Raw genomic sequence first — 22,863 nt, 5'->3', positions numbered from 1 at the left:
GATCAACATTAGAATTGGCTGGGGTACCAGGATTCGAACCTGGGAATGCCGATACCAAAAACCGGTGCCTTACCACTTGGCGATACCCCAGCAATAACCTAATGCGATGACCGGGCGCTTTCAGCAGCCCAGAGCATCTTGTAGGGGAGAGGTGTTAAGTCCGCGCGCGACCCATGCTTGCCAGCGCTGATTAGCCAGTTCAGCCACCGTTTGCGCAGCCTCTTGTGACTCAAAAGCTGCAAACAAACAGGCGCCAGTGCCCGTCAGCCGACTAGGTGCGTGCTGCGCGAGCCAGTCAAGTGCTTCCGCGATACGCGGGTAGCGTTTTTTGACGGTAGCTTCGCAGTCATTACGCCACTCGGCCACTCCCCCCTGCAGTGCGCGCGCCATAGTAATGGGGAGGCTGTCGCGTGTCAATTCCGGGTCTTGGAAGATTGCGGGGGTTGAGACGCTAATGCCTGGGTGGATGACCACAAACCACGGGGTGTCGAGGGTCGCGGGTGTTAATTTCTCGCCCACGCCTTCGGCCCAGGCGCTTTTGCCTAAAACGAAGACGGGTACATCGGCACCTAGCGCTAAGCCCAGCTCTGCTAGGGTGGCATCGCTGAGCCCAAGCTGCCAGAGCTGATTGAGTCCTTTAAGTACGGTGGCCGCGTTGGAGCTGCCGCCACCCAGGCCGCCGCCCATGGGCAGGTGCTTCTCAATTGATATAGAAGCACCAAGGTGGGTGCCGCTGGCCTGCTGCAACCGCTTTGCTGCACGCACAATAAGGTTGTCATCGTGCGCTACGCCATCCATCGATGTGGTCAGTTCGATAACGCCGTCTTGGCGCAGGTTGAAGCTTAGATAATCGCAGAGGTCGATAATCTGAAACAGCGTCTGCAGTTCGTGGTAGCCGTCTTGACGGCGGCCCACAATATGCAGCATGCGGTTTAACTTGGCTGGGGCGGGTAGAGTGAGTGTGCGGGGTGTTGCGGGCATGCCGGTTCTCTATTGGCTAAACGTATGTAAACGTATGAAAGAGGACTGGTGCTTGCCAGCCCGAGCGCTCTATTCGGAGGCCTGCCACTGATTAACTACCAGGGTAATGCGTACATCGCCGTAGTTCATGACCAAGCGGCGCGGTAGCCACATACCTTCAGCCTGCTCCCAGTCACGGTAGTCAATTTCCCAGCCGTCTTGTTGAAGGTGGCTCGGGAAGCCGAGTTCGTCAGTTTCGAGCTGGTAGCTGGCGTGGTCGCCGGGCAGGCCGCGCACCCAGTCAGGCATGGCGCGCACTGGCAACGACCAGCCAAGCTGCTCTTCCATTAAGGCTTCCGGGGTTTCTGCTTCAAAACGGCCTTCACTGGTGGTCAGTGAGAAGCGACCCTCGCGGCCTTCCAGTACGCTGCGACCACCGCCAAAGGGGCCGCTAATCAGCATGCGGAAGTAGTAGGGGGTTTGGTTCCAGTCCAGGTTGGCGCTGGTGTTCTCTTCTGGAGTGCGTAGGCCCGCTTTGCCGACCAGGGTCCAGCTCTCGAACGCTTCCACATCTGCCTGTTGGCGCTCCCACTGGCCGGCTTGGCGGCCGCCTTCATCCGTCGGCGCTTGGCTGGCACACCCGGTAAGGGCAGCCACCGCCAGGGCGGCCACCCATAGGCGGGAAGAACGATAGAGTGATGCGGAAGGGGTGCTCACTGGCGCGCTGTTCAAAAAAGAAGTCAACATAACTGGCTCCATGTCAGTGCTGTCTATTAAGGGTAAAAACTAGCAACGGTAAAGAAGTAAGCCTTAGGGCGCGCTGGGTGGCGTAAGTTCAGGGTAACGCTCAAGTAAATCATCAATGTGAGGATGGTAAGTGGTTCGTTGCAGAATGCGTGCAATCAGCAGGCGCGCTTCGTCACTGCGTCCTAGTGAATGAAGCACCTCGGCTAAGTGCGCGGCAATTTCTTGGTCGGGCATCTGCGCGTAGGCGCTTTCTAGCCATGCCAGCGCATCGTCGGGTTTGCCGAGGCGGAAATACACCCAGCCCATGCTGTCTAATACCGCCGGGTTATCTGGGTCCGCTTCGTAGGCACGCTCAATAAGCTCACGAGCTTCTTCTAGTCTTCCGGGTAAGTTAAGGTCAGCGAGCGTGTAACCTAGGGCATTTAGCGCGTCAGCATTGTTGGGCTCGGTGCGTAAGATTTGCCGTAAGTCCCGCTCCATGCCTGTTAAGTCGCCCATCTCCCAGGCGCGCATGGCGCGAAGGTACAGCAGGCTAGTGTCATCTGGGGTGCGGGTAATTTCTCGATCCAGCAGGGCGGTGGCATCTTCTTGAAGCGACAACTCGTCCAGCAGTTGCACTTCTAACCTTACTAGGTCACCGAAATAGGCGTCGTGGCGCATGCGCTCAATGCGTAGAAAAGCGCGGGCGTCGAGTAAACGATCATCCTCAATGAGCATGCGAGCCGCCGCCGACCTGGCGGCTAAAAATTCATCACCTTCATACACTTGGCGGTAGTAGAGGAGGGCGTTGTCGACCTCTCCTTGGGATTGGGCAATAGCACCTAATAAGAAGTAGGCAATGTTGGGTATGTTCTCTTGACTAATGAGCGGCTGCAGCAGCCGGTAGGCAGGCTCGCTGTGCCCTTCTTCTAAATAGAGCTGCGCCAAGGCAATGCGTAAATCCTGGTTGCCACCGTGGCTCTCTAATAGAGCATTGGTTTGCACTTCGGCGGCGGTAATGTTGTTGAGGCGTATTTCTGCTTGGGCCAGCATTAAGATAAAGCGCACGTCGTCAGGCGCTAGGCTAAGGCCTTGCTGGGCTGCCTGCTGTGCGCCGCGGTGGTCGCCAGTTTCCAGCGCAAGGCGTGCTTTAGCTAGCCACAGGGCGGCTGACTCTGGCTCTTGCTGTTCTACTTCATCTAAATAGCGCTGGGCGGTTTGCGTTTCTCCCAGGGCAGCTTCGATCAGGGCGGTACCCAGCAGCACATCGCTGTGAAACTCGCGCTGGGAAACCTCCGGCTGTGAAAGATAGCTGCGTAGCTGCTGTGCTAACAGGTTAAGCGGTGCCTCTTCGGCGACGGCGATTTCAGCGAAGGGGGCAATTTCACCATTGCCGCCTGATTCAGCAATGGCTAGCCGCTGCTCTAGGCTATCCAGCCAGTCGCCCCGTTGGAGTGATAGTGAGGCAAGCAGGCGGTTGGGTGTTTCTGCCCGAGGGTCTAATTCACGCCAGCGCAGCGCGGCGGCTTCCATTAGTGCGGCATCATTACCAAAGCGTGCGGCGAACGTGGCCCGTTCGGCCAGCCCTGGTGACGTGTAGCGCTGGGCGGCCTCAAGATATCCCAGGCCCGCATAGCGGTAATCGCCGCGTTGTCCGGCCAGCTCTGCGGTTAGCAGGGTACGTAACCCAGCGGCATCCAGCCCGCTGGTAATAGGCGGTGCCGTCACCATTGGGTCTTCAACATGAGCGTTGGTTTCACCGTCAAAAAGAGAGGGTGACAGCTGGCAGCCGCTCAGTATCAGCGTGGCGGCCAAGGGCAAAAGTGGAAAACCCGAAAACGAACAGGGAATACCCAGTAGTGTTGCGCGATGGGGCATGCGTATCTCGATCAAGTGGCCGAGTGTTCAGCATAGCGGCTTGGTTGCCTGCGGCAAAGTGGTGTGCGCCAGAAGATGCTCGGCTGTGATAGAATGTCCCACCTTGAAAAGAGCCGAGTCAGCGCAATTCACTTGATGAGCTGCTCTCTTAGACTTGTATTAACAAGCCAAGAAACCATGACCGACAGTGACGTGACGACCGATCCACTAGCGAAGACGCATAACCCATGACGCTTCTTGCCCTGGGAATCAATCATCGTACTGCCACCGTGGCTGTGCGTGAGCAGGTGGCCTTTACGCCGACGCAGCTGGAAAGCGCGTTGGCTGAACTGCGTAGCCTGCCACACATTAGCGAAGCGGCGGTGCTTTCGACGTGTAATCGCACGGAACTCTACTGTGTGACGGATGCCGCCGGTGAGCAGACTGTGCTGGACTGGCTGGGTCGTTTTCATAATTTACGCGTTGAAGAGCTCGCCCGCTGCGCCTACCACTACCACGACAACGACGCTGCTCGTCATTTGATGCGCGTGGCCGTGGGGTTGGACTCCATGGTGTTGGGTGAGCCGCAAATACTGGGCCAGTTAAAAGATGCTTATCAGCAAGCGCGTCAGGCCAAGGGCCTGGGTGGCGAGCTGGAGCGTCTTTTTCAGCACACCTTCGCCGTGGCTAAGCAGGTACGCACCGAAACCGGCATCGGTAAAAATCCGGTGTCCGTTGCCTATGCTGCCGTCAGCATGGCCAGCCGCATTTTCGATGATTTCAGCCGCGCCAACGCGTTACTGATTGGCGCAGGTGAGACCATCGAGCTAGTGGCGCGCCATCTTCATGAAGCTGGTGTCCGTCAGCTCACCGTGGCGAATCGTACCCGGGAGCGGGCCGAGCAGGTTTCATCGTCGCTGGGCGGTACGGCGATTACGCTGCCGGAGATTCCTGATGCCTTAGAGCATGCCGATATTGTTATCTCCTCTACCGCATCTCCGCTGCCTATATTGGGCAAAGGGATGGTCGAACGGGCGCTGAAGAAGCGTCGCCATCGTCCCGTGTTTATGGTCGATATCGCCGTACCCCGGGATATCGAGCCAGAAGTGGGTGAGCTGGCGGATGTGTTCCTGTATACCGTCGATGACCTGGAAGAGGTGATCGAAGAGAATCGTCGCCATCGCCAAGTGGCAGCCGACCAGGCCGAGTCGCTCATTGAGCACGGCGTGGGTAGCTGGCAGCATGAGCGGCGTATTCGTAATGGCGGTGAGGTAATTCGCGACTATCGCCGCCACGGTGAGGCGCTGCGCGATCAGGCGCGGGATCAGGCGCTTGAGCGTTTGGCAAAAGGCGAAGACCCGGCCAAAGTGGTTGAGCGCCTAGCGCATCAGCTGGCCAGCCGCCTAATGCATCAGCCAACGCTCACCATTCGCGAAGCGGCCTCTCAGGAAAACCACGATTTGCTTAGCGCCGCACCGCGCCTGTTGCTGCCACCGAAGCCCGCCTTTGAGCAGCCTGCGCCCCCGGCAAAACGCCAGAAGGATGATACGCCCGCATGAAAGAGACTTTGCGCCAACGTTTAGACAGCTTCTCCGACCGGTTTGAAGAGCTGGCCATGCTGCTGTCAGATCCTGAGGTGATCAACAATCAGCAGCGCTTTCGCGACTACTCTCGCGAGTACTCGGAGCTGGAAGAGCTGGTCGCCGCTTGGAAGCGCTACCTTGAGGTGGAAAACAGCATTGCCGAAGCCGAGCAGCTAAGCCGCGACAGTGACCCGGAGATGCGCGAGCTGGCGGAGATGGAAATTCTCGACGGCCGCGAGCAGTTGGAAGCGCTCGACGTTGAGCTCAAGCGCCTGCTGATTCCGAAAGACCCGGACGACGGTCGCGGTGTCTTTTTGGAAGTGCGCGCGGGCACGGGTGGTGATGAAGCGGCCATCTTTGCGGGTGATCTCTTCCGCATGTACTCCCGCTATGCGGAAAAGCGCGGCTGGCGCGTAGAAATTGTTAGCGCTAGCCACGGCGAGCAGGGCGGTTATAAAGAAGTCATTTCCCGCGTGAAGGGCGACGGCGTCTATGCCCGCCTCAAGTTCGAGTCTGGCGCTCATCGGGTACAGCGCGTACCGGCGACCGAATCCCAGGGCCGAATCCACACCTCCGCTTGTACCGTTGCGGTGATGCCTGAAGTGGATGAGGTGGGGGATATTGATATCAATCCGGCGGATTTGCGGGTCGATACCTACCGCTCCAGCGGTGCCGGTGGTCAGCACGTTAACACCACAGATTCCGCGATCCGTATTACCCACCTGCCTACCGGCGTGGTGGTGGAGTGTCAGGAAGAGCGTAGCCAGCATAAGAACCGCGCCAAAGCGATGTCGCTGCTGGCCGCCAAGCTCAAGCGTAACGCGGTGGATTCCCAGCGCCAGGAGCAGGCCGATGCCCGCCGCTCGTTGGTAGGCTCTGGTGACCGCAGTGAGCGTATCCGCACTTACAACTTCCCTCAGGGGCGCATTACCGATCACCGCATTAACCTCACGCTATATAAGCTGACCGAAGTGGTGAGCGGCGAGCAGTTGGACGACGTGATCGAGCCGCTGATTCACGAGTACCAAGCGGAACAGCTCTCGGCGCTGCAGGACGCTTAATGACATTCGACGCCCTTCTGAAGAGCGCCGCCCAGCGGCTGCAGCTGGCAGGTTCGCCATCGCCTCGAATAGATGCCGAGGTGCTGATGGAGTTCGCTACTGGCCGCAGCCGCACATGGCTCTATACCTGGGGCGATAGCGAATGCCCGACTTGGGAGCATGCCCGCTTTGACGCGCTAATTGCCGCCCGCGCCCAGGGCCAGCCGGTGGCCTATTTAACCGGAGAGCGTGAGTTTTGGGGGCTGCCGTTGGCTACCTCGTCTACCACGCTGATTCCCCGTCCCGATACCGAAACTCTAGTAGAGACCGCGCTAGCGCGTGCAGGCACGCCAACCGGCAGGCTGCTTGACCTGGGTACGGGCACCGGGGCTATCGCGCTGGCCTTTGCCAGTGAAAAGCCGGATTGGCAGGTGGTCGGGGTGGATGTTCGCCCAGAGGCGGTGGCGCTGGCGGCTGACAATGCCCGTACACTTAATATCACTAACGCCACGTTTCTGGTCAGCGATTGGTTCAGCGCTTTCACGCTTTCTTCTCCTAGTGCGTCTTCACCTGGTTCAACATTTGAGATCATTGTCAGTAATCCGCCCTATATTGCCGCCGATGACCCGCATTTGGGCCAAGGCGATGTGCGCTTTGAGCCACGCTCGGCGCTGGTGGCCGAGGCCGACGGTATGGCGGATCTGCTGCACTTGATTACCACCGCGCAGGCATTTCTCTCGCCCGGCGGCTGGCTGGCGCTGGAGCACGGCTATCAGCAGGCTCCCAGTGTGCGCCAAGCGCTAAAGCTGGCGGGCTATCAAAGCGTTGAAAGCGTGCAAGACATGGGCGGCCATGAACGGGTTACCCTGGGGCACCTCGAATAACTGCCTGATTCATCAGTATTGGATCCTGCCATGAAACCAAAAAATAGAACGCTGGACCGTATCGACCTGAAAATTTTGCGTTGCCTGCAAGAGAACGCGCGCATTTCCTATGTAGACCTTGCCTCTGAAGTTGGTTTATCCACAACCCCTTGCTTAGAGCGAGTGAAGCGCTTGGAGCGCGCGGGCATTATCCGCGGCTATCAAGCCATTCTCGACCCCAGAGCATTAAAAGCTAACTTACTGGTATTTGTTGAGATCAGCCTGGAAACCCAGTCGCCTGCTGTGTTTGACGAATTTCGGCGTGCGGTGGAGAAGCTGCCGCAGATTCAGGAGTGCCACCTGGTGTCCGGGCAGTTCGACTACATCCTGAAATGCCGCATCCCGGAAATGGCCGCTTATCGCCAACTATTGGGGGATGTGGTCTTAACCCTGCCAGGGGTGAAAGAGTCGAAAAGCTACGTAGTGATGGAGGAGGTGAAGGAGAGCTTCAGCCTGCACATCCCCGACTTTGAGGAATTTGAGGATAAGTAACGCGATGATGGACGATCAGGCGCTGCTGCGCTATAGCCGCCAAATCATGCTGCCTGAGGTGGACATTGAAGGGCAGGAACGCTTGCACGCTGCCCATGCGCTGATTATCGGTGCCGGCGGGCTTGGCTCGCCGGTGGCGCTCTATTTGGCGGCGGCGGGTGTAGGCACCATCACTATCGCTGATGCTGACCATGTCGAGCTTTCCAACCTGCAGCGCCAAATTGCCCATCAGCAGGCCAGCCTGGGGGTGAACAAAGCGCGCTCCGCGAAGGAGAGCATGCAGGCGCTTAACCCAGAGTGCCACGTTGTGGCCCTTGAGCAGCATGTAGAAGGCGAAGCGCTCACCGCCCTGGTGGCCTCGGCTGATGTAGTGCTGGACTGCACCGACCGTTTTTCCAGCCGCTATGCCATCAATGCGGCTTCTCAGCAGGCAGGTGTGCCGCTGATTTCCGGCGCGGCGATTCGTTTTTCGGGCCAGTTGGCAGTGTTTGACCCGCGTGATGACGCGTGCCCCTGCTACGCCTGTTTATACCCGCCAGGGGATAGTGAGGATGAGGCACTGAGCTGTGCAGAGAGCGGTGTCATGGCCCCGCTAGTGGGGCTAATTGGCTGCTTCCAGGCGGTAGAGGCATTTAAGCTGCTAAGCGGTGCAGGGAGTGCGCATCAGGGGTTATCTACGTTTGATGGCTTAAGCGGCCAGTGGCGCCATTTTCAAGTGCCTAGAGATCCGGCTTGCCCGGTGTGTAGCGCCCGCGCATAAAAAAAAGCCCGCAGGGAGGCGGGCGCGACGTCACGGTCTTCACGTCAAAGGGAACGAACTCAGTAGGGCGGCGCTGCCGCCCTATCAGCCAGTCATCTAGCAGATTAGTTACGAATCAGATAATCGAAGGCACCCAGTGACGCTTTGGCACCTTCACCCATCGCAATAATGATCTGCTTGTAGGGCACGGTGGTGACATCGCCAGCGGCGAACACGCCGGGCACCGAGGTCATACCGTGGGCATCGACGATGATCTCGCCACGGGGTGACATTTCAATTGGCGAGCCTTTCAGCCACTCGGTGTTAGGCACCAGGCCAATCTGTACAAAGATGCCTTCCAACGCGATGTTCCTGACTTCGTCGGTTTGGCGGTCCTTGTAGGTCAGGCCGTTGACGCGGCTGCCGTCGCCGGTCACTTCGGTGGTTTGGGCATTTAGCACGATGTCGACGTTAGGCAGGCTCTTCAGCTTCTTCTGCAGTACCGCGTCGGCGCGCATTTCACCCATAAACTCAACCAGCGTTACGTGGCCGACGATGCCAGCCAAGTCGATAGCGGCTTCAACGCCGGAGTTACCGCCACCAATCACCGCGACACGCTTGCCTTTGAACAGCGGGCCGTCGCAGTGGGGGCAGTAGGCAACACCTTTGTTGCGGTACTCTTGCTCGCCGGGCACGTTCATTTCACGCCAGCGGGCACCGGTGGCCAGTACCAGAGTTTTGCTCTTCAGCTTCGCGCCAGACTCAAACGTGACCTCATGCAGGCCGCCTTCGGCTTCAGCTGCTTTGAACGACGTAGCACGTTGCAGATTCATCACATCGACTTCGTACTCTTTAACGTGCTCTTCAAGTGCGCTGACCAGCTTGGGGCCTTCGGTGTGGGTAACAGAGATAAAGTTCTCAATACCCATGGTGTCGGATACCTGGCCACCAAAGCGCTCGGCGGCAACACCGGTGTTAATGCCTTTACGTGCGGAGTAGATGGCTGCCGCTGCACCTGCTGGGCCGCCGCCAATCACCAGCGTATCGAAGGCAGCTTTTTCACTCAGCTTCTTGGCTTCACGCTCGGCAGCGCCAGTGTCCACTTTGGCCAGAATCTGCTCAAGGGTCATGCGGCCCTGGTCAAACGGCTTACCGTTTAAGTAGATGCTGGGCACGGACATGATTTCGCGCGATTCGACTTCATCCTGGAACAGCGCACCGTCGATAGCGACATGACGCACGTTCGGGTTGAAGATCGCCATCAGGTTCAGCGCCTGAACTACATCCGGGCAGTTCTGGCAGGAGAGCGAGTAGTAGGTCTCAAACAGCATCTCGCCGTCGAGATCCTTGATTTGATCTAACAGCTCTTGAGAGGTCTTTGGTGGGTGACCACCGACTTGCAGCAGTGCCAGTACCAGCGAGGTGAACTCGTGGCCCATGGGGATGCCTGCAAACACCACGCCGGTCTCTTCGCCGGGGCGGTTAATCGCAAACGACGGGGTACGGCTATCTTGCCCGTCGGTATGCAGGGTAATTTTATCGGTGAGGCTGCTGATATCTTCCAACAGGCCCAGTAATTCGCGTGACTTGGCACCGTCATCGAGGGACGCAACGATCTCGAACGGTTGAGTCACTTTTTCCAGGTAAGCTTTCAACTGATTTTTTAAATTGGCGTCCAGCATGACAGTGGCTTCCTCGCAGTCAGCAGTAAGTTGTTCTCAACCTAAAACGCCCGCTGCCGGATCAGTAGGGCAGTCGGTAAAAGCGCTAGGGAAAACAGGGGGTGCGGTTACACGGGTGCTTAAACGAAACACCCGGGCCAAGTGCCCGGGTGTTGCGCTGCCTGTAGGGATTCAACTTAATGTGATTCGAACCCTAAGCGGCAGCGGTAGGCAATTTAGATTTTGCCTACGAGGTCCAGAGACGGAGCAAGTGTCTCTTCGCCTTCTTTCCATTTAGCCGGGCATACTTCGTTCGGGTTTGCACGAACGTACTGAGCAGCTTTCACTTTACGCAGCAGCTCTTCAGCGTTACGGCCGATATTGCCAGCGTTGATTTCGACAATCTGGATTTTACCATCCGGGTCAACGACGAAAGTACCGCGCTCGGCCAGACCGGCTTCTTCGATCAGCACTTCGAAATTGCGAGAAATTTGCAGGGTCGGGTCAGCAATCATCGGGTACTGCAGCTTGCCGATGGTTTCAGAGCTGTCGTGCCATGCTTTGTGAGTAAAGTGGGTGTCGGTAGATACGCTGTAAATTTCAACGCCCAGCTTCTTGAAGGCTTCGTAGTTGTCAGCCAGGTCGCCCAGCTCAGTCGGGCAAACGAAGGTGAAGTCGGCCGGGTAGAAGAAGAAAATGGACCACTGACCTTTCAGGTCCGCTTCAGTGACATCGATAAATTCGCCGTTCAGGTAAGCTGTGGCTTTAAACGGTTTTACTTCAGTGTTAATCAAAGACATTCAGAACGTCTCCATAATAGGTGAGTGGCAGTAGAAAAAGTTGCTGCTCATGGTAGCGGACTGCGACTAATAGCTAAAGTTGGAAAACTAAATCTTTCCAATAGGTGTTGGCTATGAAGCTTTCTTGCTACCTTTCGCGCAGGTGGAAAGTGGGGGCATAGGGAGCTGAATACAAGAATTTTTCGGTGGCTCTTGCGGTAGACGGCACTGCACCGCAAAATTCGCACGGTTGCGATAATCGCCTAAGCTGTTTTCAGCTGGCGCTAGTTGCATCGGTGGCTAACCAGCCAGCGACAGCCGGTTGCAGTACATGGCTTTTGGGTGATGTAGACTTTCGAGATAAGGAGCAGGTAAGTGGGGAACATTAAAAAACTTTCAGGGGCCGTTACGGCCATCTCTTTTGCCGTAGCGGCCGCTGCTGCCCACGCTGATGAAGTGCGGGTATATAACTGGTCAGACTATATTGCTCCGGAAACGCTGGAGAAGTTTACCGAGCGCACCGGTATAGAAGTGACCTACGACGTTTACGATAGTAACGAAATTCTTGATGCGGCCCTGCTCTCCGGCCGTTCCGGCTACGATGTGGTCGTGCCTTCGACCTACTACTTCACCCGCCAGTTGAAAGCAGGCGTTTTTCAGCCGCTTAACCATGAGCTGCTGCCCAATTTGGATAACCTTAACCCAGAGCTGATGGCTAATCTGGAAACCATCGATCAGGGTAGCGAATACTCGGTTCCTTATATGTGGGGCACCAACGGCATTGGCTATAACGTTGAGCGCGTCACCGAAATTTTGGGTGACGACGCACCGTTAAATAGCTGGGCGCTACTGTTTGACCCGGGAATTACCACTCAGCTGAGTGAAGCAGGCTGTGGCCTTGCGATGCTCGATTCTGGCGATGAAATGCTGTCGCCCGCGATGGTCTATCTTGGCCTTGATCCGCTCAATGAAAGCGTTGAGGACATTGAGGCTGCCGGTGAGCTAATCTCCAAAGTGCGCGATAACATTACCTACTTCCACTCTTCGCGCTATGTGTCTGACCTTGCCAACGGTGATATCTGCGTGGCGGCAGGCTACTCTGGTGATATCTTCCAGGCTGCCGCGCGTGCGGAAGAAGCGGGCCGTGATTTCACCATTGGCTACAGCATCCCGAAAGAGGGCGCTGCGCTGTGGTTTGATATGATGGCGATTCCGGCAGATGCTCCGAATCCCGAAAACGCCCACGCGTTTATTAATTTCATCCTCGACCCTGAAATTGCTGCTGAGATCAGCGAGTACGTGCGTTATGCCAACCCCAACCTGGCGGCGAACGAGTACCTCTCAGATGAGCTGATTAACGATCCGGCCATCTACCCGGAAACCGACGTCATGCAGAACCTGTATGTCCAGGTAGAAAAACCCCAGGATATCCTGCGTGCCCGTACGCGCACCTGGAACCGCGTTAAGTCTGGCCGTTAATTCTAATCGTCGCCTGACGGCGAGCCGGGTAGCTGCTCGGCTCGCTGTTTGTCTTTTATCGCCCGGTTAACCGGGCCTTTTGATGGGAGTGGCGAATGGTCACTACGCCCCTGTCGAACGATTCTTCATCCTCTTCGTCTGCCATTCCCCCGCCTGTGCGCTCTCAGGGGAAAGCACCTCGATTTGCCGAGGATATCGTTTTAGAGGTTAAGCGCTTGAGCAAGCGGTTTGATGATGCGCTTGCCGTCGATGATGTGAATTTGCAGGTAAAGCGCGGCGAGATTTTTGCCCTGCTAGGTGGGTCTGGCTCGGGTAAATCCACCCTACTGCGCATGCTTGCCGGTTTTGAGGCGCCCAGCGAAGGGCGCATTTTGCTGAGTGGCGAAAACATCACTGAGATGCCGCCACACAAGCGGCCCATCAATATGATGTTCCAGTCCTATGCGCTATTTCCGCACATGACCGTGGCGCAGAATATTGCCTTTGGATTAAAGCAGGACAAGCTGCCTAAAGCTGAAATTGAAGCGCGGGTTGCCCAGATGCTCAAACTGGTGCATATGGAGCGCTTCGCTAAGCGTAAACCCCACCAGCTTTCTGGCGGTCAGCGCCAGCGGGTCGCCTTGGCGCGCTCGCTTGCCAAAAGACCCAAGCTGCTGCTGCTTGATGAGCCCATGGGCGCGCTGGATAAAAAGCTGCGCACCGAAATGCAGCTGGAAGTGGTTGAGATCATTGAGCAGGTGGGTGTGACCTGCATCATGGTGACCCACGACCAGGAAGAAGCCATGACCATGGCCGACCGCGTGGCGATCATGGCCGACGGCTGGATCGAGCAGGTGGGCTCACCGGTGGATATCTACGAAAGCCCCGCGAGCAGAATGGTGGCTGAATTCGTCGGCACGGTGAATCTGTTCGAAGGGGAGATCATCGAAGACGCCGCCGATCACTGCCGCATCGAATCCCCCGCGCTGTCGCGACCTATCTATATCGATCACGGTATTACGACCCAAGCGGTCGATCGCCGGGTGTGGGCAGCGTTGCGCCCTGAGAAAATCTGGCTCACCCGCGAACAGCCAACGTGTGAGTACAACTGGGAAGCGGGCAAAGTGGACGATATCGCCTATTTGGGTGGCTACTCGCTCTACTACGTGCGCACCGCCTCCGGGCAGATGATCAAGGTCAGCATGGCCAATACCGAGCGTCGCGGCGACCGCCCTACCTGGGAGGATAGCGTGTACGTTTACTGGGAAGACCACAGCGCTATCGTGCTGAACCGCTAATGCCCAGGTGGATGAGAGGAGATTGCCTATGATGACGCCATCTCGCGTTTCAGGCGTGATCAAGCGGATGCAGCTAGGCCGTCGCGCCGTGATTGCACTTCCGCTGGTGTGGCTGACGCTGTTTTTCCTGCTCCCGTTCGCGCTGGTGCTGAAAATCAGCCTGTCGGAGTCAGTGATCGCCATACCGCCCTATGGGCCACTGGTCGAGTACGCCGACCAAACGTTGAACATCTTTTTGAATCTGGGCAACTATCTGTTTTTGTTGTCCGATTCACTCTATGTGGCGGCGTACTGGGGGTCGATTAAAACCGCATTTGTCGCAACGGCAGTGTGTTTGCTGATTGGCTATCCGATGGCGTATGCCATGGCTCGTGCCCCAGGGCGCTTGCAGCTGATTCTGCTGCTGTTAGTGATGTTGCCATCCTGGACATCGTTTCTGATTCGGGTATACGCCTGGATGGGTATTCTTAGCAATAGTGGCCTAATCAATAACCTATTGATGGGGATGGGGGTGATTGATTCACCGCTGCGGATGATGAATACCCAGTTTTCGGTAATTGTGGGCATTGTCTACGCCTACCTACCGTTTATGGTACTGCCGCTGTATGCCCACCTGACGCGTTTGGATAACTCGCTGCTGGAAGCGGCCTCGGACCTTGGGTCACGTAAATTCAACACCTTCTTGAAAGTCACGCTGCCACTCTCCATGGGGGGCATTATCGCAGGCTCAATGCTGGTGTTTATTCCTGCCGTTGGGGAGTTTGTGATTCCTGAGCTACTAGGCGGCCCCGATACGTTGATGATTGGTAAGGTGCTGTGGGAAGAGTTTTTCCTCAACCGTGACTGGCCGGTCGCGTCAGCGCTCGCCATGGTGATGCTGCTGCTATTGCTCATTCCCATTGTGTGGTTCCACCGCTACCAGTCACGGGAGCTTGAAGAATGATGAGATCGCGTCGGCGCCCAAGTTTTACCACCGTGATGCTGGTGTTGGGCCTGCTGTTTTTGTACCTGCCCATGATGGTGCTGGTGGTGTATTCGTTTAATGAGTCGCGCCTAGTAACCGTATGGGCCGGTTTCTCAACCCAATGGTATGGCGAGCTGTTCCGCGACCAGCAGATTCTGTCGGCGGTATGGACCAGCCTTGAGATTGCCTTCTTTGCGGCCAGTATGGCGGTGTGCCTGGGCACGGTCGCCGCGTTCGTGATGACGCGCTACGGCCATTTCCGGGGTAAAACAGCGCTCTCAAGCATGGTGACCGCACCGCTGGTGATGCCGGAAGTGATTACCGGCCTTTCGCTGCTACTGCTGTTTGTACAAATGGCGCAGCTGATCGGCTGGCCCGCTGACCGTGGCATGGCCACTATTTGGATTGCCCACACTACGTTCTGTAGCGCCTACGTGGCGGTGGTGGTGGCGGCTAGGTTGCGGGAAGTGGACCGCTCTATTGAAGAGGCGGCGATGGATTTAGGCTCACCGCCGGTCAAAACCTTCTTCTTTGTCACGCTACCGGTCATTGCACCCGCCCTCGCTGCAGGCTGGCTGCTGGCCTTTACGCTGTCGTTGGATGATTTGGTGATTGCCAGCTTTGTCTCTGGGCCGGGGGCCAATACGCTACCGATGGTGGTGTTTTCCTCGGTGCGGATGGGCGTGTCGCCGAAGATCAACGCGCTGGCAACGCTGATTATTCTGACCGTATCGTTGGCGACACTTCTGGCGTGGTACTTCATGCGCCGCAGCGAGGCCAAGCGCCAGTCATTGATACAACAAGGGGAGGGGGCTTAAGCTTTTTAACCCAACACTACAGCACGTCGTCGTCACGGCCAGTGATGACGGCGTCTAGCTCTCCGGTCATTGGTGACACAATGACCTGTAGCTGGATGGGCGCGCAGCACTGATGGCAATCTTCCCAGGTGTCGTGGCTACCCTGAGAGGTATCGACCACAAAGGTGAGCGGCGTATCACAGTAAGGGCAGTGGAAATCATGAGTAATTAGTGCGTCGTCGTGCATGGTTGTTGCCCTTTTCAGCGTTACACTCAATGTCATTGACAGCTTAGCGTAGCAGTGCTGTTTGCAAGCAGGCACCTGATCAACGAATCAGGTAGGATAATGACGAGTTTTCCCGAACCACCTAGCGAGATAAAAGCGATGATGAAACGGTACATGGCAGTTGCGGCCTTAGCGGCCTTCCCGATGGTTGCCCAGGCGGAAACACCTAATGTTACGCCCGGCGAGTGGGAGTTTGTCAGCGTGACTAGCGTCAGCGGCGATATGCAGATTCCCGATCAAACGGAAACCGAGCGTCAGTGCATCACTCAGGAAGAGCTGGAAGGCGCTGACTTTGGCTTCATCGAAGAGGAAGAGGGCTGCGAGCTGCTCAACCAGGATATGAATGCCGACGGCCTCTCCTACAGCATGGTATGCCGCGCTGAAGGTGGCGAAGCCACGATCGACGGCGAAATGCGCTTTATGGGCGAGCAAATTGAAGGCACTGTGGATATTCTGACTCAGTCTCCCATGGGGGAGCTGACTATGAACACCGTGATTGAAGGTGAGCGTATCGGCGATTGCGAATAAGTACAGCCGTTGTGACGTTTAAACACTAAGGGCGCCTCGTTGGCGCCCTTAGTGTTTCTAGCGATTAAGGTGTATCTGGCGGTCAAGCCTTATCGCTCTGGTGACTCCAACGGCGTGTGCTGGGCTGTGGGCGCGTTGGCGATCTCCTCTTCGAGCTGGCGCTTCACTGCTCCAGGCGAGCCAGAGTGGCGGGCCAGCAGGTCGTACGCCACGGGCACCACAAACAGCGTGAAGACGGTAGCGGCGCCGACACCAGCCATAATCACCGTGCCAATCACCAACCGCGATTCCGCCCCTGGGCCGCTGGAGATGATCAACGGAATAGCACCGGCCATGGTGGTCACGGCGGTCATCAAGATGGGTCGTAGGCGGGTCACCGAGGCCTCAATCAGCGCCGAGCGAAATGCCTGCCCTTCATCCCGCAACTGGTTAGCGAATTCGACAATGAGAATGCCGTTTTTAGCCGCCAAGCCAATCAGCAGCACCAAGCCTACCTGACTGTAAATATTCAGTGACTGGCCGCTCAGCAGTAGAGCCAGCAGGGCACCGCTCATAGCCAGCGGTACCGTGAGCATAATCACAAACGGGTGGATGAGGCTTTCGAACTGGGCGGCCAGTACCAGGAATACCACCACGGCACCCAGCACCAGCAGGAACATCGTCGCACCGCTCGCCTGCTGGAAATCCCGGGATGGCCCCGCCACGTTGGTTTGTACTTCTTCCGGCAAAATGGTATCGGCGGTGTCTTGCAGGTATGCCAGCGCTTCGCCCAGCGGGTAGCCATCGGCGAGGTTCGCTTCAATGGTAATCGCGCGCACGCGGTCGAAGCGGTTCAGCGTACTGGCACCAGCAAAATCGGACAGCGTTACCAGACTTGCCAGTGGGATGAGTTCGCCGGAACGCGCCGAGCGCACCTGGATATTATCCAGTGAGCGCGGGCTGTTTTGGCGGCTGCGGTCACCTTCCACAATCACATCGTACTCTTCGCCATCATCCACATAGCGCGTTACGTTACGGCCCCCCAGCAACACTTCCAGCGTGCGGCCAATCTCAGTCACGGTGACGCCTAACGCAGCGGCGCGCTCATAGTTAATATCGACACGCAGCTGAGGCTGGGTTTCATCGTAATTGCTTTCGATGGCGGTTAGACGTGGGTTGTTTTCCCGCACATGATTAATCAGCCGGTCGCGCCAGCGGGCCAGCTCTTCATAAGTGCCGCCGCCCAGCACAAACTGCACCGGCTTCTGAGTGCGCTGACCAAAGCCCTGGCGCATCACCGGGAAGGCTTGGACGCCAGGGAGCGAGCTGAGCTGCTGGCGCACATCGGCCATAATCTCCCAGGCGCTGCGACGGCTGCCCCAGTCCGCCATATTGACGATGATAAAGCCGCTGTTGAAGTTTTCGATATTACCGAAGCCACGCGGGGCACGAACCACCACGCGCTCAAGCTCACCGCTCTCTACAAAGGGGGTGAGCCGCGCTTCGATCTCATCCATGTAGTCCATCATGTAGTCGAACGTGGCTCCTTCCGGGCCGTTGACCAGCACAATAAAGTTGCCGCGATCCTCTTGCGGTGTGTATTCATTGGGCAGCACCGAGGCGAGCCACGCCGTACCGGCAATTAGCAGCGCAAATAGAGCGACCACCAGCCACTTAGCCGCCAGCACGACTTCCAAGGCTCGCTGGTATCGGTGTTTAGTGCCGTTTAGCAGCCACTGCACGCCTTTCCCAATGCGGCTATCGTGCATGCCGGGCTTGAGTATTTTGGAGGCCATCATTGGCGTTAGGGTCAATGCGAGCAAGGTAGAGACGACCACTGCTGCTGCCATGGTCAGGGCGAATTCAGAGAACAGCCGACCAATATCGCCTTGCAGCATGCTCAGTGGCACAAAGACGGCGACTAACACTAGGGTGGTGGCGATCACCGCAAAGGCGATTTGCCGCGTACCGCGAAAGGCGGCCACCAGCGGTGTTTCACCGTAGTCGTGCATGCGTCGGTTGATGTTTTCGAGCACCACAATGGCATCATCAACAATCAACCCGATGGCCAACACCAGTGCGAGCAGGGTGAGCAGGTTGATGGAGAAATTCATGGCTGCCAGTGCTGTAAATGCACCGATGACGGCAATCGGCACCGTGACGGCGGGGACAAGGGTAGTGCGGAAATTGCCAAGAAATAGAAAGATCACCACCACGACGAGCCCCATGGCGATAAACAGCGTCATCACCACCTGCTCAATGGCACCGGAAACGAACACTGAGGCATCATAGTTCAGCGTGAGCGACATGCCTTCAGGCAGAGTGCCTTGAAGCCGCCCAAGCTCTTCTTGAACCGCCTCAGAAAGCTCAATCACGTTGGCGGTGGACTGCATGATCACCCCCAGCCCCACCATAGGCACGCCATTGGCTCGGAAAACGGAGCGGTCTTCCACAGAGCCTACTTCCACCCGGGCGACATCCGATAAGCGCACTAGATAGCCGTTATTGCTTTGGGCAAGCGCTAAGCCTTGAAAGTCTTCAGCAGTGGCGAAACTGCGCGGCAAGCGGACAATAAACTGGCGGTCATCGGATTCGATAGAACCCGCAGGCAGCTCGACGTTTTCAGCACGTAGAGCGTCCTCCACATCGCCTACGGTCAGGCCGCGAGCCGCCAGTGCGTTACGGTCGAGCCACACGCGCATGGCGTAATCCTGGCCGCCGCCCACGCGCACCCGCGCAACGCCAGGCTGTACTGAGAGACTATCGACGAGAAAGCGGTTGGCGTAGTCGGTGAGTTCGGCAATCGAGTAGTCCGCCCCCGATAGGCTCAGCCATACGACGATCTCTTCGCTGCTATCGGCTTTGGTGACTTCTGGGTTGTCGGCGTCGTTTGGGAGGTTGCGCAGCGCGCCGGAGATGCGGTCACGGATATCGTTGGCGGCGGCGTTGATATCCATGGTGATGGCGAACTCAATCTCAATACGTGAACGGCCATCTTCACTTTGAGAGGTGATCAGTTCGATACCTTCGACCCCGGCAATGCGGTCTTCCAGCACTTGGGTAATACGTGTTTCTACCACGCTGGCCGAGGCGCCGGGGTAGCGTGTATCAATACTGACAATAGGCGGGTCAACCGTGGGGTACTCTTGCAGCGGCAAGCGGTTAAGGGCCAGCAAGCCAAAAGCAATAATCAGTGCGGCAATCACCATGGCCAGCACTGGCCGCTGAACGGAAATATCGGATAAACGCATTAGCGGTCAGCCTCCAGCAGCGAGCGAATGTTCGTGCTGTCGTCGGCAACGCCTAGCAGGCGAACTTCTTGACCCTCACGGGCTAGCTGCAGACCATGAATCACCACCAAATCGCCTTCGCTAATGCCTTCTAGTACTTCTACTTCCCCGCTGCGGCGCTCGCCGATAGCTACTTCTCGGCGCTCTAAGCGTGGCGCATTCTCCTGCTGTTGAATCACCATCACAAAGTGGCGGTTGCCGCTAGGCTGAATCGCGGCTTCAGGCAGCACTAACGCATCGCGTACGCGCTGCTGCACGATGACTTCCATCAGCATGCCAGGGCGCAGCTTTAAATCAGGATTGGTCAACTCGGCACGCACGCTAACGCTACGGGATACCGGGTCAATCCTTGTGCCAATGCTGGCAACGTCGCCGCGAAATACCTCGTCTGGGTACGCCGCCGTGGTGGCACTAAGACTTAACCCGGCGGATAGCCGCCCCAAAAATACCGCGGGTACGGTAAAATCGAGTTTCATTACATCTAGCTTATCTAGCGTCACCAACGCCATGCCGGGGGTGACGAGGGTGCCCACACTGACGTCACGAAATCCTACGCGGCCGCTAAACGGCGCGTGTATCCGGTAATTTTCCAGTCTAGCTTCCAGGGCTTGGGCATCGGCTTGTGCTTGGCGCAGCTGGGATTGAGTGTCTTCTACGTCTGCTCTAGCCGCTAAGTTGCGCTGCTGCAGCTGCGAAGCGCGGTCAGAAGCGTTTCGCCGCTCATCGGTAATGGCCTGGGCGGCTCTTAGCAGTGCTTGCTCTTCGGCGTCTTCCAAACGAACCAGTAAACGACCGCGCTCTACCTGCTCGCCATCATCGAAGTTAATCTCTGCAATGGTGTCGGTTACGGTGGCCGATAAGGTCACGCTTTCATCAGCACGTAAGGTGCCTAGTGCTTCCAGCGGGTCGGACCAGGTCTCTGTCTCAACGTAATAACCAATCACAGGCGGCTTTGATTGTGCGCTGGCAATAGAAGCCCATCCAAGGAGTAGCACGAGGCAGCAAAAGGAGCGTTTAAAAGCGATCATAAGTGTCTCAGTATTATTGAAATATTCCGCAATCGGCGATGATAGTAAGTCATTACCTGCAACATTGTTGAGGCGAATAGGTAGTATCTTGTGCATTTCTTATACATGAGTTTTTAAAATGTACAGTAGTTTGGCGCTTCTTACCTGTTAAAATGCCCGCCTTTTCACTCTGGGAGCCTCAGTTATGGTCTACGACGTCGTAGTCATTGGCGCAGGTGCCGCTGGTTTAATGTGCGCGGCACAGGCTGGCTATGCCGGGCGACGCGTTTTGGTGGTCGACCATGCGAACAAAGCGGGTAAAAAAATTCTTATGTCTGGGGGAGGCCGCTGTAACTTTACCAATCTTGATACAGCGCCTGGACACTTTTACTCTGAAAATCCTTATTTTTGCATTTCTGCATTAAAACGTTATCGCCCAGAACACTTTGTATCGCTGGTAGAAACCCATGGCGTTGAGTATGTGGAAAAAGCGCCAGGGCAGCTATTTTGCGCAGATTCTGCCAAAGAGATCGTGCGGGTACTCTTGACCGAATGTGAGTGGGCCGGGGCGGAGATTAAACTGAGCACATCCGTTTCTCGGCTGGAGCGGCAGGGTGAGGGGATGCGGTTGACCACGTCCCTGGGCACGATTGATGCAGGGGTGGTGGTCGTGGCGACCGGAGGGCTTTCCATTCCCACTATGGGGGCCACAGGGTTTGGCTACGATATTGCCCGCCAGTTTGGCTTAGAGGTGCTGCCTACCCGCCCAGGTTTGGTGCCGTTTACCCTAAGCGATAGCTGGAAAGAGCGGGCTGCCGGGCTTTCCGGGGTTAGCGTACCCACGGCGGTGAGCTGCAAAGAGAAGCGCTTTGTCGAGCCGATGCTGTTTACCCATCGGGGGCTATCCGGCCCTTCTATGCTACAAATTTCCAGCGTATGGGAGCCGGGCAGCGCAATCTCCATTGACCTCTTGCCGGGTGAAGACGCGGCTGGCGCGTTGCGCTATGCGCGCCAGGAAACCCCCAAGCGGCTGCTATCGACTTGGCTCGGTGAGCGCTTTCCTAAACGTTTTGCCCAGGCGCTATTGGAGTGGTATCCCGATCAGCATTTAACTAGCCCGCTAGCGCAATACAGTAACGAAGCGCTAGATATTTGGGCCCAGCGGCTAAATCAGTGGCAGCTAAAACCAGCAGGCACCGAAGGGTGGCGCACGGCCGAGGTGACGATGGGGGGTGTCAGCACCGACGCCATTTCATCCAAAACCTTTGAAGTAAAGGATCTACCTCAACTGCGCTTTATTGGGGAAGTGCTGGATGTGACGGGCCAACTAGGCGGTTATAACTTTCAGTGGGCCTGGGCAAGCGGTGTGGCCTGTGGACAAGCGTGTTAGGTGTCATCGACACGCATTAAACAAGCCGCTGTGGTAAGTGAGCCGCAGCGGCTTGTCGGATAATCCTTGTCGCAGGCGTAGCGGTCAACGGACGATTATGTCGCCACTTTGGCAAGGAGCTTCAGCTTTCGAAAGAGCATGTAACCTGCCAGTGCCTTACGACCTAGCACCATGGCACCGCCTGGATGACGTGCAATGCGTAACGCAGCAATGCCGCCAATGGCGTAAAGCGGCAGTTTGACGCTTTTCCAATGACGTTCCAGCGGGGAAGAGGCATGTAGCAGCGTGTCGCTATCGACCAGTATGTCGATACGCTGCTGCTCCAGTTCGGCGAGCAGCGCCGCCTTGCGCTCTGCGCGACTGAGTGGTTTAACGACGCTATCGTGACGGGTCATCCTCATTCACCTCTAGCAAGGCCCGGTCCGCTGCAAGCTGCTTTAACGTTTCTTTGAGCAGCGTATGACGCTTGGCTTGACGAAGTGCTATTACGGCGAGTAGTACGCTGAGTGCAATCAGTACACCAGCACTCACGCTGATGGCCGTGAGACGATACGTGTCCCAAAAAAGCACAATGACAAGAGCCGTTAGCGTAGCAATGCCAAGAAGCAGTAATAGCAGGCTGGCACCAGCAAGCAGCAGTAAGACTAATAAGCGGGCGCGCTCTTCCTCTAGTTCCAAAACCGCCAAACGCAGGCGGGTCTCACTGTTGGCTACCAGTGATTTCAGCAGGCGTTTGGCGGCAGAAAAGACGCGTTGGGTGGGACCCAAAGCCATTAGCGACGCCCGAGCAGCATACCAACGACAAGGCCAGCAGCGGCGCCAATACCGATGCTGGTCCAGGGGTTTTCATGGACATAACGGTCACAACACGCTGCCTGTTCGGAGAGCGTTTCTCGGGTGTCTTCGTAGAAACGTTCTCCGCGGGCTTCTAGGCGAGTACGAGTATCTTTTAAACGTCGCTCGGCACGCTCACGCAGATCGCGCATTTCGCTGCTGGCGTCTTTGGAGGTTGCGTTCACCAGCTCTTCGACTGTTTCGCTGAGATGGCGCAGGTCTTCTTTCAGCTGGTCAGCACGGGCAGAGGTGTCTGTATTACGTTTTGCCAT

At 56.8% G+C, this 22,863-nt stretch carries 22 protein-coding genes and 1 tRNA gene; 11 read left to right on the top strand and 12 right to left on the bottom strand.

The window, feature by feature from the left end:
* Positions 1 to 15: 15 nt before the first annotated feature.
* The 4 genes from AC13CY_RS08075 to AC13CY_RS08060 all read right to left on the bottom strand — a co-directional run bounded on the left by AC13CY_RS08075 (position 16) and on the right by AC13CY_RS08060 (position 3,564).
* Positions 16 to 90 (bottom strand) — tRNA-Gln (locus AC13CY_RS08075).
* Between the two features lie 30 nt (positions 91 to 120).
* Positions 121 to 981, bottom strand: coding sequence for a 4-(cytidine 5'-diphospho)-2-C-methyl-D-erythritol kinase (gene ispE, locus AC13CY_RS08070; RefSeq protein WP_058577614.1), 861 nt, complete (start codon positions 979 to 981; stop codon positions 121 to 123).
* A gap of 69 nt (positions 982 to 1,050) precedes the next feature.
* Positions 1,051 to 1,707: a lipoprotein insertase outer membrane protein LolB gene (gene lolB, locus AC13CY_RS08065; RefSeq protein WP_054640861.1), complete on the bottom strand. Its 657-nt coding sequence runs from the start codon at positions 1,705 to 1,707 to the stop codon at positions 1,051 to 1,053.
* A gap of 63 nt (positions 1,708 to 1,770) precedes the next feature.
* Positions 1,771 to 3,564 carry a tetratricopeptide repeat protein gene (locus tag AC13CY_RS08060; RefSeq protein WP_483052445.1) on the bottom strand — a complete coding sequence of 598 codons (1,794 nt, stop codon included), beginning with the start codon at positions 3,562 to 3,564 and terminating at the stop codon, positions 1,771 to 1,773.
* 227 nt (positions 3,565 to 3,791) lie between these two features.
* On the opposite strand from AC13CY_RS08060, the gene hemA reads away from it, so the two are divergent.
* From hemA to AC13CY_RS08035, 5 genes are read left to right on the top strand one after another with little or no spacing between them, the layout of a single operon-like run.
* On the top strand, positions 3,792 to 5,102 hold the full coding sequence (gene hemA / locus AC13CY_RS08055) for a glutamyl-tRNA reductase (protein ID WP_137093883.1): 1,311 nt from the start codon (positions 3,792 to 3,794) through the stop codon (positions 5,100 to 5,102).
* Complete coding sequence (gene prfA, locus AC13CY_RS08050) at positions 5,099 to 6,187, top strand: peptide chain release factor 1 (protein WP_137093881.1); 1,089 nt, start codon at positions 5,099 to 5,101, stop codon at positions 6,185 to 6,187. The genes hemA and prfA overlap by 4 nt, the downstream gene beginning before the upstream one ends.
* Positions 6,187 to 7,050: a peptide chain release factor N(5)-glutamine methyltransferase gene (gene prmC, locus AC13CY_RS08045; RefSeq protein ID WP_089674938.1), complete on the top strand. Its 864-nt coding sequence runs from the start codon at positions 6,187 to 6,189 to the stop codon at positions 7,048 to 7,050. The genes prfA and prmC overlap by 1 nt, the downstream gene beginning before the upstream one ends.
* A 30-nt stretch (positions 7,051 to 7,080) precedes the next feature.
* Positions 7,081 to 7,581, top strand: coding sequence for an Lrp/AsnC ligand binding domain-containing protein (locus AC13CY_RS08040; RefSeq protein WP_044628221.1), 501 nt, complete (start codon positions 7,081 to 7,083; stop codon positions 7,579 to 7,581).
* Between the two features lie 4 nt (positions 7,582 to 7,585).
* Entirely contained in the window at positions 7,586 to 8,341 is a 756-nt protein-coding gene (locus tag AC13CY_RS08035; protein ID WP_089674934.1) for a HesA/MoeB/ThiF family protein, read from the top strand.
* Between the two features lie 104 nt (positions 8,342 to 8,445).
* Here the strand turns inward: AC13CY_RS08035 and ahpF are convergent, their stop codons facing one another.
* Both ahpF and ahpC read right to left on the bottom strand, forming a co-directional pair.
* The gene (gene ahpF, locus AC13CY_RS08030; RefSeq protein WP_044628219.1) at positions 8,446 to 10,002 is read right to left on the bottom strand and encodes an alkyl hydroperoxide reductase subunit F; all 1,557 of its coding nucleotides are present in this window, start codon (positions 10,000 to 10,002) and stop codon (positions 8,446 to 8,448) included.
* A 215-nt stretch (positions 10,003 to 10,217) separates the two neighbouring features.
* Positions 10,218 to 10,781, bottom strand: a complete 564-nt coding sequence (gene ahpC / locus AC13CY_RS08025; protein WP_044628218.1) for an alkyl hydroperoxide reductase subunit C — start codon at positions 10,779 to 10,781, stop codon at positions 10,218 to 10,220.
* A 354-nt stretch (positions 10,782 to 11,135) separates the two neighbouring features.
* On the opposite strand from ahpC, the gene AC13CY_RS08020 reads away from it, so the two are divergent.
* The 4 genes from AC13CY_RS08020 (at position 11,136) to AC13CY_RS08005 (ending at position 15,298) form a co-directional block, all read left to right on the top strand.
* The gene (locus AC13CY_RS08020; RefSeq protein WP_074210852.1) at positions 11,136 to 12,239 is read left to right on the top strand and encodes a polyamine ABC transporter substrate-binding protein; all 1,104 of its coding nucleotides are present in this window, start codon (positions 11,136 to 11,138) and stop codon (positions 12,237 to 12,239) included.
* Between the two features lie 95 nt (positions 12,240 to 12,334).
* Entirely contained in the window at positions 12,335 to 13,516 is a 1,182-nt protein-coding gene (locus AC13CY_RS08015; RefSeq protein ID WP_074210851.1) for an ABC transporter ATP-binding protein, read from the top strand.
* Positions 13,517 to 13,547: 31 nt separating this feature from the next.
* A complete protein-coding gene (locus tag AC13CY_RS08010) occupies positions 13,548 to 14,459 on the top strand; it encodes an ABC transporter permease subunit (protein WP_058577649.1) in 912 nt (303 codons plus the stop codon).
* Positions 14,456 to 15,298, top strand: coding sequence for an ABC transporter permease subunit (locus AC13CY_RS08005; protein WP_044628214.1), 843 nt, complete (start codon positions 14,456 to 14,458; stop codon positions 15,296 to 15,298). The genes AC13CY_RS08010 and AC13CY_RS08005 overlap by 4 nt, the downstream gene beginning before the upstream one ends.
* Before the next feature lie 16 nt (positions 15,299 to 15,314).
* Here the strand turns inward: AC13CY_RS08005 and AC13CY_RS08000 are convergent, their stop codons facing one another.
* Complete coding sequence (locus AC13CY_RS08000) at positions 15,315 to 15,524, bottom strand: zinc ribbon domain-containing protein (protein WP_058577622.1); 210 nt, start codon at positions 15,522 to 15,524, stop codon at positions 15,315 to 15,317.
* Between the two features lie 153 nt (positions 15,525 to 15,677).
* Between AC13CY_RS08000 and AC13CY_RS07995 the strand changes: the two genes are divergently transcribed.
* Positions 15,678 to 16,091, top strand: coding sequence for a DUF3617 domain-containing protein (locus AC13CY_RS07995; RefSeq protein WP_249934482.1), 414 nt, complete (start codon positions 15,678 to 15,680; stop codon positions 16,089 to 16,091).
* Positions 16,092 to 16,180: 89 nt separating this feature from the next.
* Here the strand turns inward: AC13CY_RS07995 and AC13CY_RS07990 are convergent, their stop codons facing one another.
* Positions 16,181 to 19,321: an efflux RND transporter permease subunit gene (locus tag AC13CY_RS07990; protein ID WP_058577623.1), complete on the bottom strand. Its 3,141-nt coding sequence runs from the start codon at positions 19,319 to 19,321 to the stop codon at positions 16,181 to 16,183.
* Positions 19,321 to 20,388 carry an efflux RND transporter periplasmic adaptor subunit gene (locus AC13CY_RS07985; protein ID WP_058577624.1) on the bottom strand — a complete coding sequence of 356 codons (1,068 nt, stop codon included), beginning with the start codon at positions 20,386 to 20,388 and terminating at the stop codon, positions 19,321 to 19,323. Before AC13CY_RS07985 ends, AC13CY_RS07990 begins: the two co-directional genes overlap by 1 nt.
* 184 nt (positions 20,389 to 20,572) lie before the next feature.
* On the opposite strand from AC13CY_RS07985, the gene AC13CY_RS07980 reads away from it, so the two are divergent.
* Positions 20,573 to 21,757 carry a BaiN/RdsA family NAD(P)/FAD-dependent oxidoreductase gene (locus AC13CY_RS07980; protein ID WP_044628210.1) on the top strand — a complete coding sequence of 395 codons (1,185 nt, stop codon included), beginning with the start codon at positions 20,573 to 20,575 and terminating at the stop codon, positions 21,755 to 21,757.
* A gap of 95 nt (positions 21,758 to 21,852) precedes the next feature.
* On the opposite strand, the gene AC13CY_RS07975 is transcribed toward AC13CY_RS07980, so the two are convergent.
* From AC13CY_RS07975 to AC13CY_RS07965, 3 genes are read right to left on the bottom strand one after another with little or no spacing between them, the layout of a single operon-like run.
* Positions 21,853 to 22,152: a YqjK family protein gene (locus AC13CY_RS07975; RefSeq protein ID WP_137093870.1), complete on the bottom strand. Its 300-nt coding sequence runs from the start codon at positions 22,150 to 22,152 to the stop codon at positions 21,853 to 21,855.
* Positions 22,136 to 22,531 carry a phage holin family protein gene (locus AC13CY_RS07970; protein ID WP_044628208.1) on the bottom strand — a complete coding sequence of 132 codons (396 nt, stop codon included), beginning with the start codon at positions 22,529 to 22,531 and terminating at the stop codon, positions 22,136 to 22,138. Before AC13CY_RS07970 ends, AC13CY_RS07975 begins: the two co-directional genes overlap by 17 nt.
* On the bottom strand, positions 22,531 to 22,863 hold the full coding sequence (locus tag AC13CY_RS07965; RefSeq protein WP_044628207.1) for an ElaB/YgaM/YqjD family protein: 333 nt from the start codon (positions 22,861 to 22,863) through the stop codon (positions 22,531 to 22,533). The genes AC13CY_RS07970 and AC13CY_RS07965 overlap by 1 nt, the downstream gene beginning before the upstream one ends.

Source organism: Vreelandella sp. L-15, from assembly GCF_056857635.1.
The sequence above is the reverse complement of the archived record's forward strand: the minus strand, read 5'-3'. Positions and strand labels throughout refer to the sequence as shown.

What these genes read in the sequence shown, in the direction of transcription:
- prfA (WP_137093881.1), top strand. Translation starts at nt 5,099, where the DNA reads ATGAAAGAGACTTTGCGCCAACGTTTAGACAGCTTCTCCGACCGGTTT.
- hemA (WP_137093883.1), top strand. Translation starts at nt 3,792, where the DNA reads ATGACGCTTCTTGCCCTGGGAATCAATCATCGTACTGCCACCGTGGCT.
- AC13CY_RS08000 (WP_058577622.1), bottom strand. Translation starts at nt 15,524, where the DNA reads ATGCACGACGACGCACTAATTACTCATGATTTCCACTGCCCTTACTGT.
- ispE (WP_058577614.1), bottom strand. Translation starts at nt 981, where the DNA reads ATGCCCGCAACACCCCGCACACTCACTCTACCCGCCCCAGCCAAGTTA.
- lolB (WP_054640861.1), bottom strand. Translation starts at nt 1,707, where the DNA reads ATGTTGACTTCTTTTTTGAACAGCGCGCCAGTGAGCACCCCTTCCGCA.
- AC13CY_RS08015 (WP_074210851.1), top strand. Translation starts at nt 12,335, where the DNA reads ATGGTCACTACGCCCCTGTCGAACGATTCTTCATCCTCTTCGTCTGCC.
- prmC (WP_089674938.1), top strand. Translation starts at nt 6,187, where the DNA reads ATGACATTCGACGCCCTTCTGAAGAGCGCCGCCCAGCGGCTGCAGCTG.
- AC13CY_RS07990 (WP_058577623.1), bottom strand. Translation starts at nt 19,321, where the DNA reads ATGCGTTTATCCGATATTTCCGTTCAGCGGCCAGTGCTGGCCATGGTG.
- ahpC (WP_044628218.1), bottom strand. Translation starts at nt 10,781, where the DNA reads ATGTCTTTGATTAACACTGAAGTAAAACCGTTTAAAGCCACAGCTTAC.
- AC13CY_RS07970 (WP_044628208.1), bottom strand. Translation starts at nt 22,531, where the DNA reads ATGGCTTTGGGTCCCACCCAACGCGTCTTTTCTGCCGCCAAACGCCTG.
- AC13CY_RS07975 (WP_137093870.1), bottom strand. Translation starts at nt 22,152, where the DNA reads ATGACCCGTCACGATAGCGTCGTTAAACCACTCAGTCGCGCAGAGCGC.
- AC13CY_RS08040 (WP_044628221.1), top strand. Translation starts at nt 7,081, where the DNA reads ATGAAACCAAAAAATAGAACGCTGGACCGTATCGACCTGAAAATTTTG.
- AC13CY_RS08005 (WP_044628214.1), top strand. Translation starts at nt 14,456, where the DNA reads ATGATGAGATCGCGTCGGCGCCCAAGTTTTACCACCGTGATGCTGGTG.
- AC13CY_RS08060 (WP_483052445.1), bottom strand. Translation starts at nt 3,564, where the DNA reads ATGCCCCATCGCGCAACACTACTGGGTATTCCCTGTTCGTTTTCGGGT.
- AC13CY_RS08010 (WP_058577649.1), top strand. Translation starts at nt 13,548, where the DNA reads ATGACGCCATCTCGCGTTTCAGGCGTGATCAAGCGGATGCAGCTAGGC.
- AC13CY_RS07980 (WP_044628210.1), top strand. Translation starts at nt 20,573, where the DNA reads ATGGTCTACGACGTCGTAGTCATTGGCGCAGGTGCCGCTGGTTTAATG.
- AC13CY_RS07965 (WP_044628207.1), bottom strand. Translation starts at nt 22,863, where the DNA reads ATGGCAAAACGTAATACAGACACCTCTGCCCGTGCTGACCAGCTGAAA.
- ahpF (WP_044628219.1), bottom strand. Translation starts at nt 10,002, where the DNA reads ATGCTGGACGCCAATTTAAAAAATCAGTTGAAAGCTTACCTGGAAAAA.
- AC13CY_RS07995 (WP_249934482.1), top strand. Translation starts at nt 15,678, where the DNA reads ATGGCAGTTGCGGCCTTAGCGGCCTTCCCGATGGTTGCCCAGGCGGAA.
- AC13CY_RS07985 (WP_058577624.1), bottom strand. Translation starts at nt 20,388, where the DNA reads ATGATCGCTTTTAAACGCTCCTTTTGCTGCCTCGTGCTACTCCTTGGA.
- AC13CY_RS08035 (WP_089674934.1), top strand. Translation starts at nt 7,586, where the DNA reads ATGATGGACGATCAGGCGCTGCTGCGCTATAGCCGCCAAATCATGCTG.